The sequence below is a fragment of the Streptomyces sp. NRRL F-5650 genome (assembly GCF_000721365.1).
Lineage (GTDB): Bacteria > Actinomycetota > Actinomycetes > Streptomycetales > Streptomycetaceae > Streptomyces > Streptomyces ardesiacus.
Genome location: NZ_JOGV01000012.1, coordinates 77,229 through 97,156, shown reverse-complemented (window position 1 = coordinate 97,156; position 19,928 = coordinate 77,229). Strand labels below are relative to the sequence as shown.

Genomic DNA, 19,928 nt, shown 5'->3' with positions numbered 1-19,928 from the left:
GGCTGGTTTCCGGTCCCCCCGAAGTACGGATGCGGCCCCTTCCGCATTCACCCGTACTGCACCGGGGACAGGGACGCCCCCACGCGTCGCTCGGTTCCCGGTGGTTCGCATGGCGCACACACTACGCACCGTCAAAACCTCCGAGGCCCGAAGTTCACCTCAAATCAGGCAACTTGCTCGCGTTGAAACCCTGATGTGATCCCGTTCACCAGTTCCCCCCTTGTCGCACGCGGAGGGGCGTTCTATCGTGCTGATGTATCGAGTCGATACATCAGCGCGGCATAAGGGCGAGAGGAGGCGACGATGAGCCGGAGATCCGGCATCCTCGAGTTCGCCGTACTCGGCCTGCTCCGCGAGTCCCCGATGCACGGCTATGAGCTGCGTAAACGGCTCAACACTTCGCTGGGTGTGTTCCGGGCGTTCAGCTACGGGACGCTCTATCCCTGCCTCAAGACGCTGGTCGCCAACGGCTGGTTGATCGAGGAACCGGGGAACGTCGGCGAGGCCGCCGCTTCCCTCACGGGACGCCGCGCCAAGATCGTCTACCGGTTGACGGCCGACGGCAAGGAACACTTCGAGCAGCTCCTGTCCCAGACGGGGCCGGACGCGTACGAGGACGAGACCTTCGCCGCGCGCTTCGCGTTCTTCGGCCAGACGTCGCGGGACGTACGCATGCGCGTACTCGAGGGCCGGCGCAGCCGGCTGGAGGAGCGCCTGGAGAAGATGCGGGCCTCCCTGGCCCGCACCCGGGAGCGACTCGACGACTACACGCTCGAGCTCCAGCGCCACGGTATGGAGTCCGTGGAGCGCGAAGTGCGCTGGCTGAACGAGCTCATCGAGAGCGAGCGGGCGGGGCGGGACCTCAGGGGTTCCGCCGCCGAGGGGACCGCTCAACAGGACACGACATCTGGAGCGACGGGCGGCCTGCCCCGGCCGGGGGACGACCCCCGGCCGGATACGCCCGGCGACACCGCCACGTGAGCGCCCAGTCAGGGCCTCACTCGTACACACAGGGAGCAACCGGAATGGGTTCGGTTCGCGTAGCCATCGTCGGTGTGGGCAACTGCGCCGCATCGCTGGTGCAGGGCGTCGAGTACTACAAGGACGCCGACCCGGCGTCCAAGGTCCCCGGTCTGATGCACGTCCAGTTCGGCGACTACCACGTCCGTGACATCGAGTTCGTCGCCGCCTTCGACGTGGACGCCAAGAAGGTCGGCCTGGACCTCGCGGACGCCATCGGCGCCTCCGAGAACAACACCATCAAGATCTGCGACGTGCCGAACACCGGCGTCCAGGTCCAGCGCGGCCACACCCACGACGGTCTCGGCAAGTACTACCGCCAGACCATCGAGGAGTCCGCCGAGGAGCCGGTCGACATCGTCCAGGTCCTCAAGGACAAGCAGGTCGACGTCCTGGTCTGCTACCTGCCCGTCGGCTCCGAGGACGCGGCGAAGTACTACGCCCAGTGCGCCATCGACGCCAAGGTCGCCTTCGTCAACGCCCTCCCGGTCTTCATCGCCGGCACCAAGGAGTGGGCGGACAAGTTCACCGAGGCGGGCGTCCCGATCGTCGGCGACGACATCAAGTCGCAGGTCGGCGCCACCATCACGCATCGCGTCATGGCGAAGCTGTTCGAGGACCGGGGCGTCGTCCTGGACCGCACGATGCAGCTGAACGTCGGCGGCAACATGGACTTCAAGAACATGCTCGAGCGCGAGCGCCTGGAGTCCAAGAAGATCTCCAAGACGCAGGCCGTCACCTCCCAGATCCCCGACCGCGACCTGGGTGCGGACAACGTCCACATCGGCCCGTCCGACTACGTCGCCTGGCTGGACGACCGCAAGTGGGCCTACGTCCGCCTCGAGGGCCGCGCCTTCGGCGACGTCCCGCTGAACCTGGAGTACAAGCTCGAGGTCTGGGACTCCCCGAACTCGGCCGGTGTCATCATCGACGCCCTGCGCGCCGCGAAGATCGCCAAGGACCGCGGCATCGGCGGCCCGATCCTGTCGGCGTCCAGCTACTTCATGAAGTCCCCGCCGGTCCAGTACTTCGACGACGAGGCCCACGCCAACGTCGAGAAGTTCATCGCGGGCGAGGTCGAGCGCTGACAAGCCGCTGACCCCGGTCTGCCGAGGGTCCCCGGGTCGCATGACCCGGGGACCCTTCCCGTATGTGAGGCTGTGCCCCATGGCCGTCGTCCGTGACCTGCGCATCCTGCTGCGCCTGAAGGGGTTTCGGCACCTGCTCGCCGTCCGTCTGCTCTCCCAGGGCGCCGACGGCGTCTACCAGGTCGCGCTCGCCACCTACGTCGTCTTCGCCCCGGAGAAACAGACTTCCGCAGCCGCGATCGCCTCCGCGATGGCGGTGCTGCTCCTCCCGTACTCCCTGGTCGGCCCCTTCGCCGGGGTCCTGCTGGACCGCTGGCGCCGCCGCCAGGTCTTCCTGTACGGCAACCTGCTGCGCGCCGTGCTGGCCTCGGTGACGGCGGTGCTGATGATCGCCTCCGTCCCCGACTGGCTCTTCTACGTCTCCGCCCTCTGCGTCACCGCCGTCAACCGTTTCGTCCTGGCGGGCCTGTCCGCCGCGCTGCCCCGGGTGGTCGACGCCGAGCGGCTGGTGATCGCCAACTCCCTCTCCCCGACGGCCGGCACCCTCGCCGCGACGGCGGGCGGCGGCCTCGCGTTCGTCGTACGCCTCGTGGTCTCGGACTCCGACGCCGCAGTGGTGCTGCTCGGCGCGGCCCTCTACCTGTGCGGCGCCCTGGCGTCGCTCCGGATCGCCGTGGAACTGCTGGGCCCCGACCCGGAGCTCGTGCCGCCGAGGCTGACCTCGGCGCTCACGGCCACCGTCCGCGACCTCGCGGCAGGCGTACGGCATCTCGCCGCGCCCGCCCGCCGGGAAGCGGCCTGGGCGCTCGCCGGCATGACACTGATGCGGTTCTGCTACGGCGCCCTGCTGGTCATGCTGCTGATGCTGTGCCGGTACGCCCTGACCTCCGGCACCGACGAGGGGCTCGCCCTGCTGGGACTGGCGCTCGGGGTGTCCGGGGCGGGTTTCTTCGCGGCCGCCGTGGTCACGCCCTGGGCAGCGGGGCGACTGGGTCCTGGTCGCTGGATGGCCGTCTGTGCGGCGGTCGCCACCGTGCTGGTGCCGGCGCTGGGTCTCCCGTTCGCCACGGCGCCGCTGCTCGCCGCCGCGTTCGTGCTGGGCCTGACGACCCAGGGGGCGAAGATCGCGACCGACACGGTGGTGCAGTTCTCGGTCGACGACACCTTCCGCGGCCGGATCTTCTCCGTCTACGACGTGCTGTTCAACGTGGCCTTCGTGGGCGCGGCGGGGGTGGCGGCGCTCATGCTGCCGCCGGACGGCCGGTCGGTTCCGCTGGTCGTGACGGTCGCCGTGATCTACGGAGCAGTTGCGGCAGCTATGGGACGGTATGAGGGCCGATAAGTGTCACATCAGTGACACAGAGCACCACCGGGCTACAGAGTTGTCAGTGGGACCCGGTAGCTTACGTGCGTCTTATCTCGCGCCATGTCCGCGACACGCACCTATTTCAGGGGGACCCCCAGTGACCACCCAGCCGCCGCCTCAGGGCAACCCGTTCACGCAGAACCAGCCGCAGGCTCCGCAGCAGCCCCAGGGGCAGAACCCCTACGCCCAGGGACAGCCGGGCTTCCCGCAGCAGGCCGGCCAGCCCGGTTTCCCGCCGCAGGGTGCCCCGTACGCCCCCGTCCCGCCGCAGCCGGCCCGCCGCAAGCTGAGCTTCAAGACGATCAAGAACATCGTCATCGCGGTGGTCGTCGTGGGTGTCGCGGTCGGCGGCTACATCGCCAGCCGGGACGACGCCGACACGGCTGCGGTCGGGGACTGCATGCACAGGGGCAGCAGCAGCGACACCAACCCGGACCTCGAGGTCGTGGACTGCGGTGACGCCAAGGCCCAGTACGTGGTGCTGGCCAAGATCGAGGGCTCCTTCTCGGCCCTCACCGCCGAAACCAAGTGCTCGGAAGAGGCCAAGGACTTCCAGTACTCGTACACCGAGAGCGGCAGCGGCAGCGACTTCCTGCTCTGCCTGAAGGACAAGTAGGGCAGAGCAGCTCGGGCGGAGGGACGTTTCACGTGAAACATCCCTCCGCCTCGTCATGACTGTTGCTCGGACCACCAGTCCTTGAGCGCCGCCACCGCCGCGTCGTGACCCATCGGCCCGTTCTCCAGGCGCAGCTCCAGCAGGTGCTTGTACGCCTGGCCGACGGCCGGGCCGGGCCGGACACCGAGGATCTCCATGATCTGGTTGCCGTCCAGGTCCGGCCGGATCGCGTCCAGCTCCTCCTGCTCCTGAAGCTGCGCGATGCGCTCCTCCAGACCGTCGTACGCACGGGAGAGAGCCGACGCCTTGCGCTTGTTGCGCGTCGTGCAGTCCGACCGCGTCAGCTTGTGCAGGCGGTCGAGCAGCGGCCCGGCGTCCCGGACATAGCGGCGGACCGCGGAGTCCGTCCACTCGCCGGTGCCGTAGCCGTGGAAGCGCAGGTGCAGCTCGACCAGGCGCGAGACGTCCTTCACCAGGTCGTTGGGGTACTTGAGCGCGACCATGCGCTTCTTCGTCATCTTGGCGCCGACCACCTCGTGGTGGTGGAACGAGACCCGGCCGTCCTTCTCGAAGCGACGGGTGCGCGGCTTGCCGATGTCGTGCAGCAGGGCGGCCAGGCGCAGGGTCAGGTCGGGGCCCTCGTTCTCCAGGGCCATCGCCTGTTCCAGGACGATGAGCGTGTGGTCGTAGACGTCCTTGTGCCGGTGGTGCTCGTCACGCTCCAGCCGCAGGGCCGGCAGCTCGGGCAGGACCCGCTCGGCTAGGCCCGTCTCCACCAGCAGGGTCAGTCCCTTGCGGGGGTGCGCGGAGAGGATGAGCTTGTTCAGTTCGTCCCTGACCCGCTCGGCCGAGACGATGTCGATGCGCCCGGCCATGTCCCGCATCGCCTTGACGACCTCCGGAGCCACCACGAAGTCGAGCTGTGCGGCGAATCGCGCGGCCCGCATCATGCGGAGCGGGTCGTCCGAGAAGGAGTCCTCGGGAGTCCCCGGAGTACGCAGCACGCCGGCCGCGAGGTCGTCGAGTCCGCCGTGCGGGTCGATGAACTCCTTCTCCGGAAGCGCGACGGCCATAGCGTTCACGGTGAAGTCGCGCCGGACGAGGTCCTCCTCGATGGAGTCGCCGTAGGACACCTCGGGCTTGCGCGACGTGCGGTCGTACGCCTCCGAGCGGTAGGTGGTCACCTCGATCTGCCAGCCGTCCTTCTGCCCGCCGACCGTGCCGAAGGCGATGCCGACCTCCCAGACCGCGTCGGCCCACGGACGCATGATCTTCAGTACGTCCTGAGGGCGGGCGTCGGTGGTGAAGTCCAGGTCGTTGCCGAGCCGCCCGAGCAAGGCGTCCCGGACCGAGCCGCCGACCAGGGCGAGCGAGAACCCCGCCTCCTGGAAACGGCGGGCTAGATCGTCGGCGACAGGGGCGATCCGCAGCGGCTCGTTGACCGCGCGGTGCTGCTCCTGGCTCAGGACACTGGGGCTGGCTTCGTTGGCGTTCGGCACAACAGAACAGGGTACGTGGCCCGTGCGGGAGACAAGCGCCTCCATGGGGCGCGCACCGAATCCCCCACTTCGGCACCGCTCCCTTTATAGGGGCACATACACGGAACCCCGTTCCCGCAGCGGATCTTGTGGCGCACTCCGCGGCACTTCCCTTCGCCGCACATCGTTACCATGCGTGGACGCACATTCCGACGACCACTGATCACGACTAGGGACGGGCGAGCGCGTGGCCGAGGCGGCAGACTTCCAGGGGACCAGTGCCTCACCTGCCCGCCGGTGGCTCCGGCGCACCACGGCACTGCTCGCCGGGGCGCCGTTGCTGGCCGGCCTGGTCCAGATCTCCGCCGCCTCCCCGGCGCACGCCCGGGAGGCGACCGCCGCCCTCGCCGACTCCGGCTCGGGCTCGGTCGCGGTGGCCGTCGATTCGCTCACCCCCTCCGCGCCCACGGACGGGGACACGGTGACCGTGTCGGGCACCGTGACCAACCAGGGCAAGCGAGCCGTCACCGACGCCCACGTGGGCCTGCGCGTCGGGCCGCAGATCGACACCCGCTCGTCCGTCGACGCGATCGCCAAGGACAGCGACGACATCCAGGGCTCCATCCCTCCGGAGATCGACAACAAGTACACCGAGAAGTTCTCCAAGCTCGCCCCCGGCGTCGCCGAGCACTTCAACATCTCCGTTCCGGTGGACGACCTCAACCTCGGTTCCGACGGCGTCTACGAGTTCGCGGTCTCGCTGTCCGGCGAGACCTCCGCCCAGCCCTGGCAGCAGGTCCTCGGGATCCAGCGGACCTTCCTGCCGTGGCAGCCCGACGGGGCCGGCACCAGAACCAAGACCACGGCGCTGTGGCCGCTCGTCTCGACGACACACATGGCCGCCGAAACGGGGCCGAACGAGGAGCAGACACCGGTCTTCCTCAACGACGACCTGGCGAAGGAGATCTCTCCCGGCGGCCGTCTCGACCAGATGGTGGCCCTGGGCAAGGACCTCGACGTCACCTGGGTGGTCGACCCGGACCTGCTGGCGTCCGTCGACGCGATGACCGGCAGCTACAGCGTCCGGGACGGGGACAGGACCACCGCCGGAACCCACCAGGCGGTCGCCAAGCAGTGGCTCGCCAACCTGCAGGACGCGGTGGCCGACAAGGAGGTCGTGGCCCTCCCCTTCGCCGACCCCGACCTGGCGTCCCTGGCCCACAACGGCACGGACGTCACCGGCTCCCTGAGCCAGCTCAAGGACGCGACGGACGTCGTCGCCAACACCGTCGAGCCGATCCTCCATGTGAAGCCGAGCACCGACTTCGCCTGGCCCGTGGACGGCGCCGTCGACCGGTCGATCATCAAGGTGGCCACCTCCGCGGGCGCCGACAAGGTGATCGCCCGCAGCGACAGCCTCCAGGAGGCCAACGGCCTGCCCTACACACCGTCCGCCGCCCGCCCCATCGGCGGCGGCACCACGGCCGTCGTGGCGGACGCCCGGCTGTCCACGGCGTTCGAGGGGGACCTGACCACGGCGTCCGCTTCCACGCTCGCCGTGCAGCACTTCCTCGCCCAGAGCCTCGGCCTGGGCCTGCAGACCGACAAGCAGCGCAGTGTCGTCGTGGCCCCGCAGCGCATGCCCTCCGGCAGCCAGGCCCGCGCGATGGCCGAAGCGCTGCGGGCCCTGCAGAGCGGCACCTGGTCCCAGTCCCAGAAGCTGGCGGCCGCCGCGGCGGCCAAGCCGGACGCGGACGCCACCACCAAGGTCCCGGGCACGTCCGCCTACCCCTCGGCGCTGCGCAAGAAGGAGCTGCCCAGGTCGGCCTTCGTGGAGACCGCGCGGACCCAGGACGCGCTCGAAAGCTTCAAGGTCGTGCTCTCGGACCCGTCCCGGGTCGTGACCCCCTTCGGCCGCGCCCTTAACCGGGAGACCTCCGTGTCCTGGCGTGGCCGGGCCGCCGACGCGGAGTCGTTCCGCGCCGGAGTGAAGTCGTACCTCGACGGGCTGACCGGCCGGGTCAGACTGATCGACAAGTCGGAGACGAAGCTCTCCGGCCGCAGCGCCACGATCCCGGTGACGGTGCAGAACAACCTGGTGCAGGACGTCGGCCCCCTGGTCCTGCGGCTCACCTCGACGAACCCCACCCGTCTCGAGATCGACGGTGCCCGCTACCAGGAGCAGCCGATCTCGGTCTCCGGCGGCCACAGCCAGTCGGTGAAGTTCACCACGTCGGCCAACGCCAACGGCCGGGCGACGGTGATCGCCCAGCTCTACACGACGGACGGACGGCCGTACGGCGAGCCCGTCACCTTCGACGTGAAGGTCACCGAGATCACGGCCACCGTGATGCTCGTCATCGGCGGCGGCGTCCTGTTGCTCGTCCTGGCGGGCTTCCGGATGTACACGCAGCGCAAGCGCGCCGCGGCCCGGGCCGCCGAGAAGACCGGCAACGAGACCGCGTCGGGCGCACCGGAGAGGTCCGAGAGCTCCGAGGACGCCCCGGCGAACCCGGACGACCCCCAAGCGCGTCTCACCCAGGAGTCCGAGGCACCGGCCCCGGCAGGCGACCCGGAGCAGCCGAGTGACCCGACACCGGACACCGCAGCGGAAAGCGCCGACCCGTCCGGCACGGGTGAGAGAGTGGACCGTTGAGGATGTCGTGGCCGGTCGGCCCGGGACGATGAGGTGGGGTAACCATGAACGCGCCGTACGACGGTGACCGCGGTCGTGCCGCGGACGGCTCGGGACACCCCCAGGGCCCGCCGCAGGACCCAGGCCAGACGCCGCCGCAGCAGCCCGCGGACATGTACCTCCAGGACGCCTACGACCAGGACCCCTACCGGGCGCAGGACCTCTCCGCCCAGGACCCGGTCTCCGAGGCGCTCTACGACCGCGCCGCTCACCCCCCGCCGCCCCCGGGCACGTACCCGCAGCAGCCCCTGTACTCCCAGCCGTCCCAGCCGCCCCACGCCCCCGACCCCCGCCTCTGGGCCCAGACCCCGGCTCCCGAACCGGAGGGCCCGACGCGGTACCTGCCGTACGGCGACGACCCTCGCACCACCCAGTTCGTCGGCGTGGACGACCTGGTCGGCCAGGCCGGAGACCAGCGTCACGAGCCGGACGCCTTCGCCCACCTCTTCCGTGACCAGCAGCAGGGCGGCGGCCACCCCGCGTACAACGACCAGGCGCCCGTGTCCGCTCCCGGACCGGCACCGCACGGCGGGACGGCGGGCCCGGAGCAGTACGGCACCTCACCGGCTCAGGGACAGTACGGCAGGTACCAGGGCCCCGGCCCGTACGGGAGCCCTCCGGCGCACGCCCAGTACGGCGGTGCCGCTCCGGCGCCCGGCCGGCACGCGGCGCCCGCGCCCGGCCAGTACGCGGTGGCGCCCACCCCGGAGGCGGCCGAGGCTCCCCTCCAGGAACCCGAGGCCGCCGCTGCGCCTCCGCCGGCCGCCGCGCCCAAGAAGAGCGGGCGTGCGGGGGGACTGCTGAAGTCGAGCGCCGTCATGGCGGCGGGCACGATGGTGTCGCGGCTGACCGGATTCGTCAGGTCGGCGCTGATCGTCTCGGCGCTGGGTGTCGGCCTCCTCGGTGACACCTTCCAGGTCGCCTACCAGCTCCCCACGATGATCTACATCCTCACCGTGGGCGGCGGACTCAACTCGGTCTTCGTCCCGCAGCTCGTGCGCGCGATGAAGGACGACGAGGACGGTGGCGAGGCCTACGCCAACCGTCTGCTGACCCTTGTCATGGTGGCGCTGGGCGCCCTGACGCTGATCACGGTCCTGGCCGCTCCCCTGCTGATCCGGCTCCTGTCCAATCCGGTGGCAAGCGATCCGGCTGCGAACGAGGTCGGCATCACCTTCGTCCGGTACTTCCTGCCGTCCATCTTCTTCATGGGTCTGCACGTGGTGATGGGCCAGGTCCTCAACGCCCGCGGCAGGTTCGGCGCGATGATGTGGACCCCGGTCCTTAACAACATCGTCATCATCGTGACCCTGGGCATGTTCATCTGGGTCTACGGCACCGCCGAGAGCTCGGGGATGAAGGTCACGAGCATCCCGCCGGAAGGCGAGCGCCTGCTCGGCATCGGTGTGCTGCTGGGCCTCATCGTGCAGTCCCTGGCCATGATCCCGTACCTGCGGGAGACGGGTTTCCGGCTCCGCCCCCGTTTCGACTGGAAGGGCCACGGGCTCGGCAAGGCCATCACCCTCGCCAAGTGGACGGTTCTGTTCGTGCTCGCCAACCAGGCGGGCGCCATGATCGTCATCCAGCTCTCCACCGCGGCGGGCAAGGCATCGCCCGTCGACGGCACAGGCTTCGCCGCGTACGCCAACGCTCAGCTCATCTGGGGCCTGCCTCAGGCCATCATCACCGTCTCCCTCATGGCCGCCCTCCTGCCCCGCATCTCCCGTTCCGCCTCCGAGGAGGACGGGGGAGCGGTCCGGGACGACATCTCCCAGGGCCTGCGCACCACCGCCGTGGCCATCGTTCCCGTGTCCTTCGGTTTCCTCGCGCTCGGCATCCCGATGTGCACGCTCATGTTCGGCTCCTCGGGCACCAGCGAGGCAACCAACATGGGCTACATGCTGATGGCCTTCGGCCTCGGTCTCATCCCGTACTCCGTGCAGTACGTCGTCCTGCGTGCCTTCTACGCCTACGAGGACACCCGTACGCCCTTCTACAACACCGTCATCGTGGCCGTGGTCAACGCCGCCGCTTCGGGCCTGTGCTACCTGCTGCTGCCCTCCCGCTGGGCCGTGGTCGGCATGGCCGCCTCCTACGGCCTGGCCTACGTGATCGGCGTGGGCGTCGCCTGGCGCAGGCTGCGCAAGCGGCTCGGTGGCGACCTCGACGGCGCCCGGGTGATGCGCACCTATGCCCGCCTGTGCATCGCGTCCGTGCCGGCCGCCCTGATCGGCGGTGCCGCCTGCTACGCGATCAGCCAGGCGCTCGGCCAGGGTGCCGTGGGATCGGTCGCAGCACTGGTGGCCGGCGGAGTGCTCCTCTTCGGTGTCTTCTTCGTCGCCGCCCGCCGTATGCGCATCGAGGAGGTCAACTCTCTGGTCGGCATGGTGCGCGGACGCCTGGGACGCTGAGACCCGGGGTAGGCGCACAACCATCGTCCGCTGCCGTGTGTCGTGCATAGCGGCGGACTGTGGGCACAATTGGGTTCGGCGTCGGACGCGCGGATCGGGGACGGCCGACGCGCACGGAATGGGGAGGCAGGAACGACGGTGGCGGAACGGAGCACTGCCGTCGACGTGGCAGACAACAGCGGTGACGAGCCGCTGACCGCACAGGCGGACCAGTCCACGGCCGACGGGGTGGCCAACAACCGGGAGCGGGACACGGACAGCGACGAGGCACAGGGCAGCGCCACGAGCGAGGAGACCGGCAGGACCTCGCCTCCCGAACTGCACAGCGGGCACAAGCTCGCCAGACGCTACCGCCTCGAGGAGTGCGTCACCCGTCTGGACGGCTTCAGCAGTTGGCGGGCCGTCGACGAGAAGCTGCGCCGCGCCGTCGGCGTCCATCTCCTTCCGGCGGACCACGCGCGTACCCGTTCCGTGCTGGCCGCGGCCCGCTCCGCCGCCCTGCTCGGCGACCCCCGCTTCGTCCAGGTCCTGGACGCCGTCGAGGACAACGACCTCGTCTACGTCGTGCACGAGTGGCTCCCCGACGCCACCGAGCTGACCGCGCTCCTCGCCTCCGGACCGCTGGAGGTCTACGACGCCTACCAGATGGTCAGTCAGGTCGCGTCGGCCATGGCGGCCGCCCACCGCGAGGGCCTCGCCCATCTGCGCCTCAACCCCAACGCGGTGCTCCGAACCTCGACGGGCCAGTGGCGGATCCGCGGCCTCGCCGTCAACGCCGCACTGCGCGGCATCAGTTCCGACACCCCGCAGCGCACCGACACCGAGGCCATCGGCGCCCTTCTGTACGCCACGCTCACCCAGCGCTGGCCGTACGAGACCGACGCGCACGGTCTGGCGGGCCTGCCCAAGGACCTCGGTCTGATCCCTCCGGACCAGGTGCGGGCCGGCGTCCACCGCGGCCTGTCCGAACTGGCGATGCGGGCGCTCGCCAACGACGGCGCCACCGCCTCCCGCCACGAGTCCCCGTGCACGACGCCGGAGGAACTGGTGAAGGCGATCGGCGAGATGCCGCGCATCCGCCCGCCGGAGCCGGCGTTCACCGCCCCGCCCCAGTACCAGCGCACGGCCTACCAGCAGGGGGCGTACGGCCGTCCGGCGCCGCACCTCGGTGCCACGCAGCCCGTTCCGACGCCGCCGCCCCCGCTGCAGAGCCGTACCGGCAAGGCCCTCAAGTGGGGCGTCTCGGCTCTGTTGATCGCCGCACTCGGTCTCGGTAGCTGGCAGCTCGCGGACGCCCTCATGGACCGGGGCGGCAGCGCCGACGACCCGAACCAGACCCAGACCGTGGACGGCGACAACGACAAGAACACCCAGGCCCCGTTGCCTGGCAAGCCGGTCGCCATCACTGGTGCCCGGGACTTCGACCCCTTCGGCGACCAGTCCGAGAAGCCGTCCGACATCGGGAACGTCTACGACGGAGACAAGTCCACCTACTGGCAGACGGACTACTACCTCAGCTCCGACTTCGGACGTCTCAAGCCCGGCGTCGGCGTCATCCTGGACCTCGGCAAGGTCCAGCAGGTCGGAAAGGTGACCGTCACCTTCGTCGGGAACACGTCCGTGGAGCTTCGCAGCGCGGGCAAGGACGCCACGGCGGAGCCGACTTCTTTCGACGCGTATCAGAAGGTCGCCGGGGGTTCGGGGACGACGGTGGAGCTCAAGCCCGAGAAGGCCCTCCAGAGCCGGTACCTCCTGGTGTGGCTCACCCATCTGCCGGTGCAGACGGACGGGACATGGCGCGGCCGCCTGGCGGACGTCACGGTGACCAGCTGACGGCATCTACCACAAGGGGAGGGTGTGATGGCGGACAGCGAGAGTCATGACCGAGTGGCCGACCAGGACCTCCTCGCCCGTCACGTCCAAGGCGACCCCGATGCCTTCGGCGAACTCGTGCGCCGTCACCGCGACCGGCTCTGGGCGGTGGCCCTGCGGACGCTGGGGGATCGTGAGGAGGCCGCCGACGCCGTCCAGGACGCGCTCGTCTCCGCCTATCGGGCCGCGCACACCTTCCGCGGACAGGCAGCCGTCACGACCTGGCTGCACCGGATCACGGTGAACGCCTGTCTGGACCGTGCCCGCAAGGCCGCGTCGCGCAAGACGGCACCCACCGATGACACCGAGCGCCTGGATCAGCTCCTGGAGCCGCACGAGTCGGCCTCCGCACCCGCCGAGCGCAATGATCTGCACCGCCAGTTGCTCGGGGCCCTGAGCACCCTGCCCGCCGACCAGCGCGCCGCGCTCGTCCTCGTGGACATGCAGGGCTATCCCGTCGTGGAAGCCGCCCGCATCCTCGACGTGCCGACCGGGACGATCAAGAGCCGGTGTGCCCGGGGCAGAGCCAGGCTCCTGCCCCTGCTCACCCACCTCCGGCCCGACGGCAGCGAGGCGAGGACGGAACCGAGCACGGAGCGGAACCGGACACGGGGGACAGCCGTCCCACCCGCAGCGGGACCGCAGCGTGCGGGTCCGCCGGAGGCAGAGCCGAGCGATTCAGCCGCAGTGAAGGGCGGAGGTGGACGAGCGTGACGTCGTCGACGGCAGACATGACCGGGCACCCGGACGTCGCGGAGATCTCCGACCTCGCCGAAGGAATTCTCCCCAGCGCACGGACCATCGACATACGACGGCATCTGGAGAGCTGCGCACTCTGCGCGGACGTCTACGCGTCGCTGGGGGAGATTCAGGATCTGCTCGGCACGCTGCCGCCCCCGGCCGCCATGCCGGACGACGTGGCCGCCCGTATCGACGCCGCCCTGGCCGCCGAACCGCGACCGGCCGCGGCCGACGACGCGCATGTTTCACGTGAAACATCGACACCGGTCGACCGACCGACCGGGCACCCCCGCCCCTCCTCCACCGGCCCCGGACGCAAGGATCGCCGGCGAGGCGTGCGGCGAAGGGTAGCTGTACTCGGCGCCGTGGCCGCCGCTGCCGCCATCGGGCTCGGCTCGGTCGTCGTCTCCTCCCTCACCGGGAAGAGCCCTTCAGGCGACACCGCTCACGAGCAGCAGACCGCCACACTCGCGGACACCTTCTCCGAGGGGCAGCTCAAGGACAAGGTCACCGGCCTCGTGGCGGGCGGGAGCACTCAGAACGAGTCGCGCACACCGCGGAGCTTCGGCATGGAGTCCGAGACCGGCGGCGAGACCGCCGAAAATCACGTCTTCAAGCAGCCGACCGTGCCCGAGTGCATCCGCAGGGGCATCGGGCGCGACGACGCGGCGATCGCGACAGAGCAGGGCGTCTACCAGGGCAAGGAAGCATTGCTCGTGGTGCTGCCCGATGCCACCAAGGACACCCGCGTCACCGCCTACATTGCCGATGCGGCGTGTGTGAAGCAGCCCGCCATCGGCGAGGCCAAGATCCTTCTGCAGCACTCCTACACGCGCCCGTAGCGGTCGGGCCCGACCCCCTCCCGGGTGGCCCGACCCCGTCGTCGTGTGCGCGGACACAGCGGGAATGCGCGCCCCGTAGGATCCGTTAGGTGGGGTGAGAGTTCCGAGTGCAGCTCCACCCGGCCCTGAAGACGCAGTCCAGAGACGAGGAATGAAGCCGTGAGCGACGTCCGAAACGTGATCATCATCGGCTCCGGGCCCGCCGGCTACACGGCGGCGCTCTACACCGCGCGAGCGTCGCTCAAGCCGCTGGTGTTCGAGGGTGCCGTCACTGCGGGCGGCGCCCTGATGAACACCACCGAGGTCGAGAACTTCCCCGGCTTCCAGGACGGGATCATGGGCCCCGAGCTCATGGACAACATGCGGGCCCAGGCGGAGCGCTTCGGTGCCGAGCTGATCCCGGACGACGTCGTCAGCGTCGACCTCACCGGCGAGATCAAGACCGTCACCGACACCGCGGGGACCGTCCACCGGGCCAAGGCCGTCATCGTGACCACCGGCTCCCAGCACCGCAAGCTCGGTCTGCCGAACGAGGACGCCCTGTCCGGCCGCGGTGTCTCCTGGTGCGCGACCTGTGACGGCTTCTTCTTCAAGGACCAGGACATCGCCGTGATCGGCGGCGGTGACACCGCGATGGAGGAGGCCACGTTCCTCTCCCGCTTCGCGAAGTCCGTGACCATCGTCCACCGCCGCGACACGCTGCGCGCCTCCAAGGCGATGCAGGAGCGTGCCTTCGCCGACCCGAAGATCACGTTCGTGTGGGACAGCGAGGTGGCCGAGGTCCAGGGCGACCAGAAGCTCTCGGGCCTGAAGCTGCGCAACGTCAAGACCGGGGAGCTCTCAGACCTGCCGGTGACCGGTCTGTTCATCGCGATCGGCCACGACCCGCGCACCGAGCTCTTCAAGGGCCAGCTCGATCTGGACCCGGAGGGCTACCTGAAGGTCGAATCGCCCTCGACCCGCACCAACCTGACGGGTGTCTTCGGCGCCGGTGACGTGGTCGACCACACCTACCGCCAGGCGATCACCGCCGCAGGCACCGGCTGCTCCGCCGCGCTCGACGCCGAGCGCTTCCTCGCCGCCCTCAGCGACGAGGACAAGGCGGAGCCCGAGAAGACCGCCGCCGTCTGACCACCCCATCCCCCGCACCACTCAGTTAAAGGAGCCCGCCGTGGCCGGCACCCTGAAGCATGTGACCGATGCCTCCTTCGAGGAGGACGTCCTGAAGAACGACAAGCCCGTCCTGGTGGACTTCTGGGCCGCCTGGTGCGGACCGTGCCGCCAGATCGCGCCCTCCCTCGAGGCGATCGCCGCCGAGTACGGCGACAAGATCGAGATCGTCAAGCTGAACATCGACGAGAACCCGGGTACGGCTGCCAAGTACGGCGTCATGTCCATCCCGACCCTGAACGTCTACCAGAGCGGCGAGGTCGCCAAGACCATCGTCGGCGCCAAGCCGAAGGCCGCGATCGTCCGTGACCTCCAGGACTTCATCGCCGACTGACGTTTCACGTGAAACACGAATGGGCCGACCCGAACGGGTCGGCCCATTCGGCTTACAGCGGCCTCCCCAGCGCCCCTACAACGGACGCAACACCGGTTCCTTCTGCACGGCGCCGAGCAGGCGGTCCAGCGCCATCTCCACGTCCTCCTTCCAGGAGAGCGTGGACCGAAGATCCAGCCGCAGTCGCGGATACCGGGGATGCGGTCGCACGGTCTTGAAGCCAACCGCCAGCAGGTGATCCGCCGGCAGGACGCAGGCGGGCTCTTTCCAGCGGGCATCCCCGAACGCTTCGATCGCCTTGAAGCCCCGGCGCAGAAGATCCTTGGCGACGGTCTGGACCATCACCCGACCGAGCCCCTGCCCCTGGTACCCAGGCGTCACGAAGGCGGTGATCAGTTGGACCGCGTCCGCGGAAACCGGACTGGTGGGGAAGGCCGCAGAGCGCGGCACATACGCCGGGGGTGCATAGAGAACGAAACCCACCGGCACGTCATCGACGTAGACCACTCGGCCGCAGGATCCCCAGTCCAGTAGCACAGCGGAGATCCAGGACTCCTTCTCCAGAGCGGGTGTGCCCGCCTTTACCGCGGCCTCACCGCTGACGGGATCCAGTTCCCAGAAGACGCACGAGCGACAGCGTGAGGGAAGGTCCTGAAGGTTGTCCAGCGTGAGCGGTACGAGCCGGCGGCCCATGAAGGCTGTTCCTCGCTTCCTTCGCCTGCCGCATCGCGGGCGGCTGTCAGAGCGGTCCGTTCCCTGAGCAGGCTTCCGACGAACCCACCGACCGCGCCCAGCCCCAAGCCCGCGCTCACCAGTTCGGTGCGGCTCATCGTTCGCATGGCCCCTGCCTTCCTCTCAGAGGTACTGCCAGGTGACAACGCCATCCCGCTCGCATCGTATCCACCAGGCGGTGGCCTCGACACCGGCGCAGAGCAAAGGGCGGGTCGTGTTCCGGTAAGCACCGGCACACGGCCCGCCCTTGAAGCTCTCGAAGCACCACCGGGAGCCCCGTCGCCCCGACATCAGGATTCGACGTCGTCGTCCTTGTCCTCCAGGAGGCCCTTCTGCAGTACGGGACCTTCGCCGGGGGCGAGACTGCCGAGGATCCGCTCCAGATCGTCCATGGAGGCAAACTCCACGGTGATCTTGCCCTTCTTCTGCCCGAGGTCGACCTTGACGCGTGTCTCGAAGCGGTCCGAGAGCCGCGTCGCCAGGTCCGAGAGCGCCGGGGAGACCAGCGAGCCGGCCCGCGGTCCCTTGGCTCGCTGCGGCTTCTGCGGCCGGGAGCCCATCAGGGTCACGATCTCCTCGACCGACCGCACCGAGAGACCTTCGGCCACGATGCGATGGGCCAGCCGGTCCTGCTCCTCCGGGTCGTCGACAGACAGCAGGGCGCGCGCGTGACCTGCGGACAGCACTCCGGCGGCGACCCGGTTCTGCACCTTCGGCGAGAGCTTCAGCAGACGCAGCGTGTTGGAGACCTGCGGACGAGAACGGCCGATGCGGTCGGCCAACTGGTCGTGCGTGCAGTTGAAGTCCTTCAGTAGCTGGTCGTAGGCGAACGCCTCCTCCAGCGGGTTCAACTGCGCACGGTGCAGGTTCTCCAGGAGCGCGTCCAGGAGGAGCTTCTCGTCCTCCGTCGCCCGGACGATCGCCGGGATGGCGTCCAGCTCCAGCTCCCGGCAGGCCCGGAAACGGCGCTCGCCCATGATGAGCTCGTAGCGCCCGGGCTCCGTGGGCCGCACGACGACCGGCTGGAGCAGACCGACCTCCCTGATGGAGGTGACGAGCTCGGCCAGCGCATCGTCGTCGAAGTCCTTGCGCGGCTGCTTCGGATTCGGCGTGATCGCGTCGAGCGGAACCTCGGCGAAGTGTGCCCCCATGGGCGGGCGAAGCCCTTCAGCACCCTGAGGTACCGTCGGCTCCTCCGTTTCACGTGAAACATGGGGCAGCGTGGCCACCTTCGCAGCGGCCACCCCGCGTTCGTTCGGCAGCAGGGGCATCGTCCCCGGGGCCGCGGGAGCCGCGTTGCCCAACGCCGCCGAGGCAACCGACTTCTCGGTCGGGGCGTTGGGGATCAGTGCGCCCAGACCACGGCCCAGCCCCCTCCGTCGTTCACTCACTGGATCCCCTCCACCATGTTCGGATCATTCTGAGCGCCGACATGGGCGTGGGTCGCGTCATAGCTGACGCCCACCCCCTTCAGCGCGATCTCACGGGCCGCCTCCAGATAGGAGAGGGCTCCACTCGATCCTGGATCGTAGGTCAGCACCGTCTGCCCGTAGCTCGGGGCCTCCGAGATGCGGACCGAGCGGGGAATGCTGGTACGCAGCACCTCCTCACCGAAGTGGCTGCGAACCTCGTCAGCGACCTGGGACGCAAGCCGTGTCCGGCCGTCGTACATGGTGAGGAGGATCGTCGACACGTGCAGCGTGGGATTGAGGTGTCCCCGGACCAGGTCCACGTTGCGCAGCAACTGTCCCAAACCTTCCAGCGCGTAGTACTCGCACTGGATCGGGATCAGGACCTCCTGGCCCGCGACGAGCGCGTTGACCGTCAGCAGGCCGAGGGAGGGCGGGCAGTCGATGAGGATGTAGTCCAGCGGCTGCTCGTACGCCGTGATCGCCCGCTGGAGCCGACTCTCGCGGGCGACCAGAGAGACCAGTTCGATCTCCGCGCCGGCAAGGTCGATGGTCGCCGGCGCACAGAACAGGCCCTCGACATCAGGGACCGGCTGCACCACTTCCGAGAGCGGTCGGCTCTCGACCAGCACGTCGTAGATGGACGGCACATCGGCGTGGTGATCGATCCCCAGCGCGGTGGAGGCATTGCCCTGGGGGTCGAGGTCGACGACCAGGACTCGCGCGCCATGCAGGGCGAGTGAGGCGGCGAGATTGACGGTCGTCGTCGTCTTGCCCACACCGCCCTTCTGGTTAGCCACGACCATGACCCTGGTCTGCTCGGGGCGCGGCAGTCCATCGCCGGCGCGGCCCAGGGCCTCCACCGCCAGTTGGGCAGCACGACCGATCGGAGTGTCGTCCATCGGAGGCGGTGTTTCACGTGAAACATCCGCCCCCATCGACTCGGTACGGGGGCCGGGGACCGGATCGGTCATCGGTCCCGCGATATTGGCGTCGGACCGCAAGGATTCACTCTCCTCGACTTCAGGCTCGCTATGAACAGAGCCTCCCATGCCTGCGGGGCCATGAACCAGTGAGGCCTGGGCTTCTGTGGAGAAATCCACCTCTGTGGACAACTCCGCGCCTTCTCCGAGCGACCCGAGAGGCTTCCGTTCGCGTGGATCGGCCGCAGCGCGACCGCGACTGATGATGCCGTGCAGCAGTGAGCGACGTTTCACGTGAAACACGATGCACAGCAGCCGAAGACGAACTGACGCGACACTCCGGCACGCGCGGATAGGGCAGCTTGTGTGGAGTACGGCGGGACGGGCGGGCCGCTACCCCCGACGCCGACGCGTCCGGCCGGTCCGGGCAGCCTTGGCCCGCTTGGCCGCGAAACGCACACCACCGGGACTCTCGCCAACCTCGACCCGCACCACGGTGGACATGGGCTCCACGACGCCCTCGCCCACATGCAGGATGGAGGTCTCTTCGGCTCCGAGCTTGCTCAGCGCCGCGGTTGCCGCCTTCAGCTCCTCCTCCGCCGTGTCGCCCTTGAGGGCGAGCATCTCGCCGTACGGACGCAGCAGCGGAATGCCCCAGGTGGCTAGACGGTCCAGTGGAGCGACAGCACGGGCCGTCACCACATGTACCGGCGGCAGCTTGCCCATGACCTCCTCGGCGCGACCCCGCACCACCGTGACATGGTCCAGGCCCAGCAGCTCCACGACCTCGGTGAGGAAGTTCGTGCGGCGCAGCAGCGGCTCCAGGAGAGTGATCTTCAGGTCCTCCCGTACCAGAGCCAAGGGAATGCCGGGCAGGCCGGCACCCGAGCCCACGTCGCACACCGTCACTGCCTCGGGGACGACCTCGGAGAGCACCGCACAGTTCAGCAGGTGCCGCTCCCAGAGCCGGGGCACTTCACGCGGGCCGATCAGTCCGCGCTTCACCCCCGCTTCGGCGAGCAGTTCCGCATAGCGGACCGCGTCCGCGTAGCGATCACCGAACACGTCACGTGCCTGCTCGGGTACAGGGGGGAGCTCCGCTGCCTCCGACACGGGGACCGTCCTTCCGTACGGCACCGGCGCGGAGGGCGCCGGTGCCAGAACCACCAGAACTATCAGGCTGACAAAACTCGGCCCCGCCTGCGCAACAGACGGGGCCGGAGAACGAGAG

General features: G+C 69.4%; 16 protein-coding genes. 11 read left to right on the top strand and 5 right to left on the bottom strand.

Features of this window, described 5'->3' with window-relative positions:
- Nucleotides 1–303: 303 nt before the first annotated feature.
- From IG88_RS0114525 to IG88_RS0114510, 4 genes are all read left to right on the top strand, one after another.
- On the top strand, nt 304–981 hold the full coding sequence (locus IG88_RS0114525; RefSeq protein ID WP_019324689.1) for a PadR family transcriptional regulator: 678 nt from the start codon (nt 304–306) through the stop codon (nt 979–981).
- A 44-nt stretch (nt 982–1,025) separates the two neighbouring features.
- Nucleotides 1,026–2,108, top strand: a complete 1,083-nt coding sequence (locus IG88_RS0114520; RefSeq protein ID WP_031040027.1) for an inositol-3-phosphate synthase — start codon at nt 1,026–1,028, stop codon at nt 2,106–2,108.
- Between the two features lie 79 nt (nt 2,109–2,187).
- Nucleotides 2,188–3,450, top strand: a complete 1,263-nt coding sequence (locus IG88_RS0114515; protein WP_031040025.1) for an MFS transporter — start codon at nt 2,188–2,190, stop codon at nt 3,448–3,450.
- Between the two features lie 46 nt (nt 3,451–3,496).
- The gene (locus IG88_RS0114510; protein ID WP_037835898.1) at nt 3,497–4,090 is read left to right on the top strand and encodes an LppU/SCO3897 family protein; all 594 of its coding nucleotides are present in this window, start codon (nt 3,497–3,499) and stop codon (nt 4,088–4,090) included.
- Between the two features lie 53 nt (nt 4,091–4,143).
- On the opposite strand, the gene IG88_RS0114505 is transcribed toward IG88_RS0114510, so the two are convergent.
- A complete protein-coding gene (locus tag IG88_RS0114505) occupies nt 4,144–5,589 on the bottom strand; it encodes a CCA tRNA nucleotidyltransferase (RefSeq protein ID WP_031040020.1) in 1,446 nt (481 codons plus the stop codon).
- A 226-nt stretch (nt 5,590–5,815) separates the two neighbouring features.
- On the opposite strand from IG88_RS0114505, the gene IG88_RS0114500 reads away from it, so the two are divergent.
- From IG88_RS0114500 to trxA, 7 genes are all read left to right on the top strand, one after another.
- Nucleotides 5,816–8,224: a DUF6049 family protein gene (locus IG88_RS0114500; protein ID WP_031040018.1), complete on the top strand. Its 2,409-nt coding sequence runs from the start codon at nt 5,816–5,818 to the stop codon at nt 8,222–8,224.
- 44 nt (nt 8,225–8,268) lie between these two features.
- Nucleotides 8,269–10,674 carry a murein biosynthesis integral membrane protein MurJ gene (gene murJ / locus IG88_RS0114495; protein ID WP_031040016.1) on the top strand — a complete coding sequence of 802 codons (2,406 nt, stop codon included), beginning with the start codon at nt 8,269–8,271 and terminating at the stop codon, nt 10,672–10,674.
- Between the two features lie 138 nt (nt 10,675–10,812).
- Entirely contained in the window at nt 10,813–12,507 is a 1,695-nt protein-coding gene (locus IG88_RS0114490; protein WP_031040015.1) for a protein kinase family protein, read from the top strand.
- 27 nt (nt 12,508–12,534) lie between these two features.
- Nucleotides 12,535–13,260: an RNA polymerase sigma factor SigM gene (sigM, locus tag IG88_RS0114485; protein ID WP_031040013.1), complete on the top strand. Its 726-nt coding sequence runs from the start codon at nt 12,535–12,537 to the stop codon at nt 13,258–13,260.
- A gap of 17 nt (nt 13,261–13,277) precedes the next feature.
- Entirely contained in the window at nt 13,278–14,129 is an 852-nt protein-coding gene (locus IG88_RS0114480; RefSeq protein WP_031040011.1) for an anti-sigma factor family protein, read from the top strand.
- Nucleotides 14,130–14,288: 159 nt separating this feature from the next.
- Complete coding sequence (trxB, locus tag IG88_RS0114475; protein WP_031040007.1) at nt 14,289–15,260, top strand: thioredoxin-disulfide reductase; 972 nt, start codon at nt 14,289–14,291, stop codon at nt 15,258–15,260.
- Nucleotides 15,261–15,300: 40 nt separating this feature from the next.
- A complete protein-coding gene (gene trxA / locus IG88_RS0114470) occupies nt 15,301–15,633 on the top strand; it encodes a thioredoxin (protein WP_031040003.1) in 333 nt (110 codons plus the stop codon).
- Nucleotides 15,634–15,708: 75 nt separating this feature from the next.
- Here trxA and IG88_RS0114465 read toward each other — a convergent pair whose 3' ends face one another.
- The 4 genes from IG88_RS0114465 to rsmG all read right to left on the bottom strand — a co-directional run bounded on the left by IG88_RS0114465 (nt 15,709) and on the right by rsmG (nt 19,810).
- Nucleotides 15,709–16,326, bottom strand: coding sequence for a GNAT family N-acetyltransferase (locus IG88_RS0114465; protein WP_031040001.1), 618 nt, complete (start codon nt 16,324–16,326; stop codon nt 15,709–15,711).
- Between the two features lie 329 nt (nt 16,327–16,655).
- The gene (locus tag IG88_RS0114460) at nt 16,656–17,756 is read right to left on the bottom strand and encodes a ParB/RepB/Spo0J family partition protein (RefSeq protein ID WP_031039999.1); all 1,101 of its coding nucleotides are present in this window, start codon (nt 17,754–17,756) and stop codon (nt 16,656–16,658) included.
- Nucleotides 17,753–18,826, bottom strand: a complete 1,074-nt coding sequence (locus tag IG88_RS0114455) for a ParA family protein (RefSeq protein WP_078861495.1) — start codon at nt 18,824–18,826, stop codon at nt 17,753–17,755. The genes IG88_RS0114460 and IG88_RS0114455 overlap by 4 nt, the downstream gene beginning before the upstream one ends.
- A 264-nt stretch (nt 18,827–19,090) precedes the next feature.
- Entirely contained in the window at nt 19,091–19,810 is a 720-nt protein-coding gene (gene rsmG / locus IG88_RS0114450) for a 16S rRNA (guanine(527)-N(7))-methyltransferase RsmG (RefSeq protein WP_031039993.1), read from the bottom strand.
- Between the last annotated feature and the right edge of the window lie 118 nt (nt 19,811–19,928).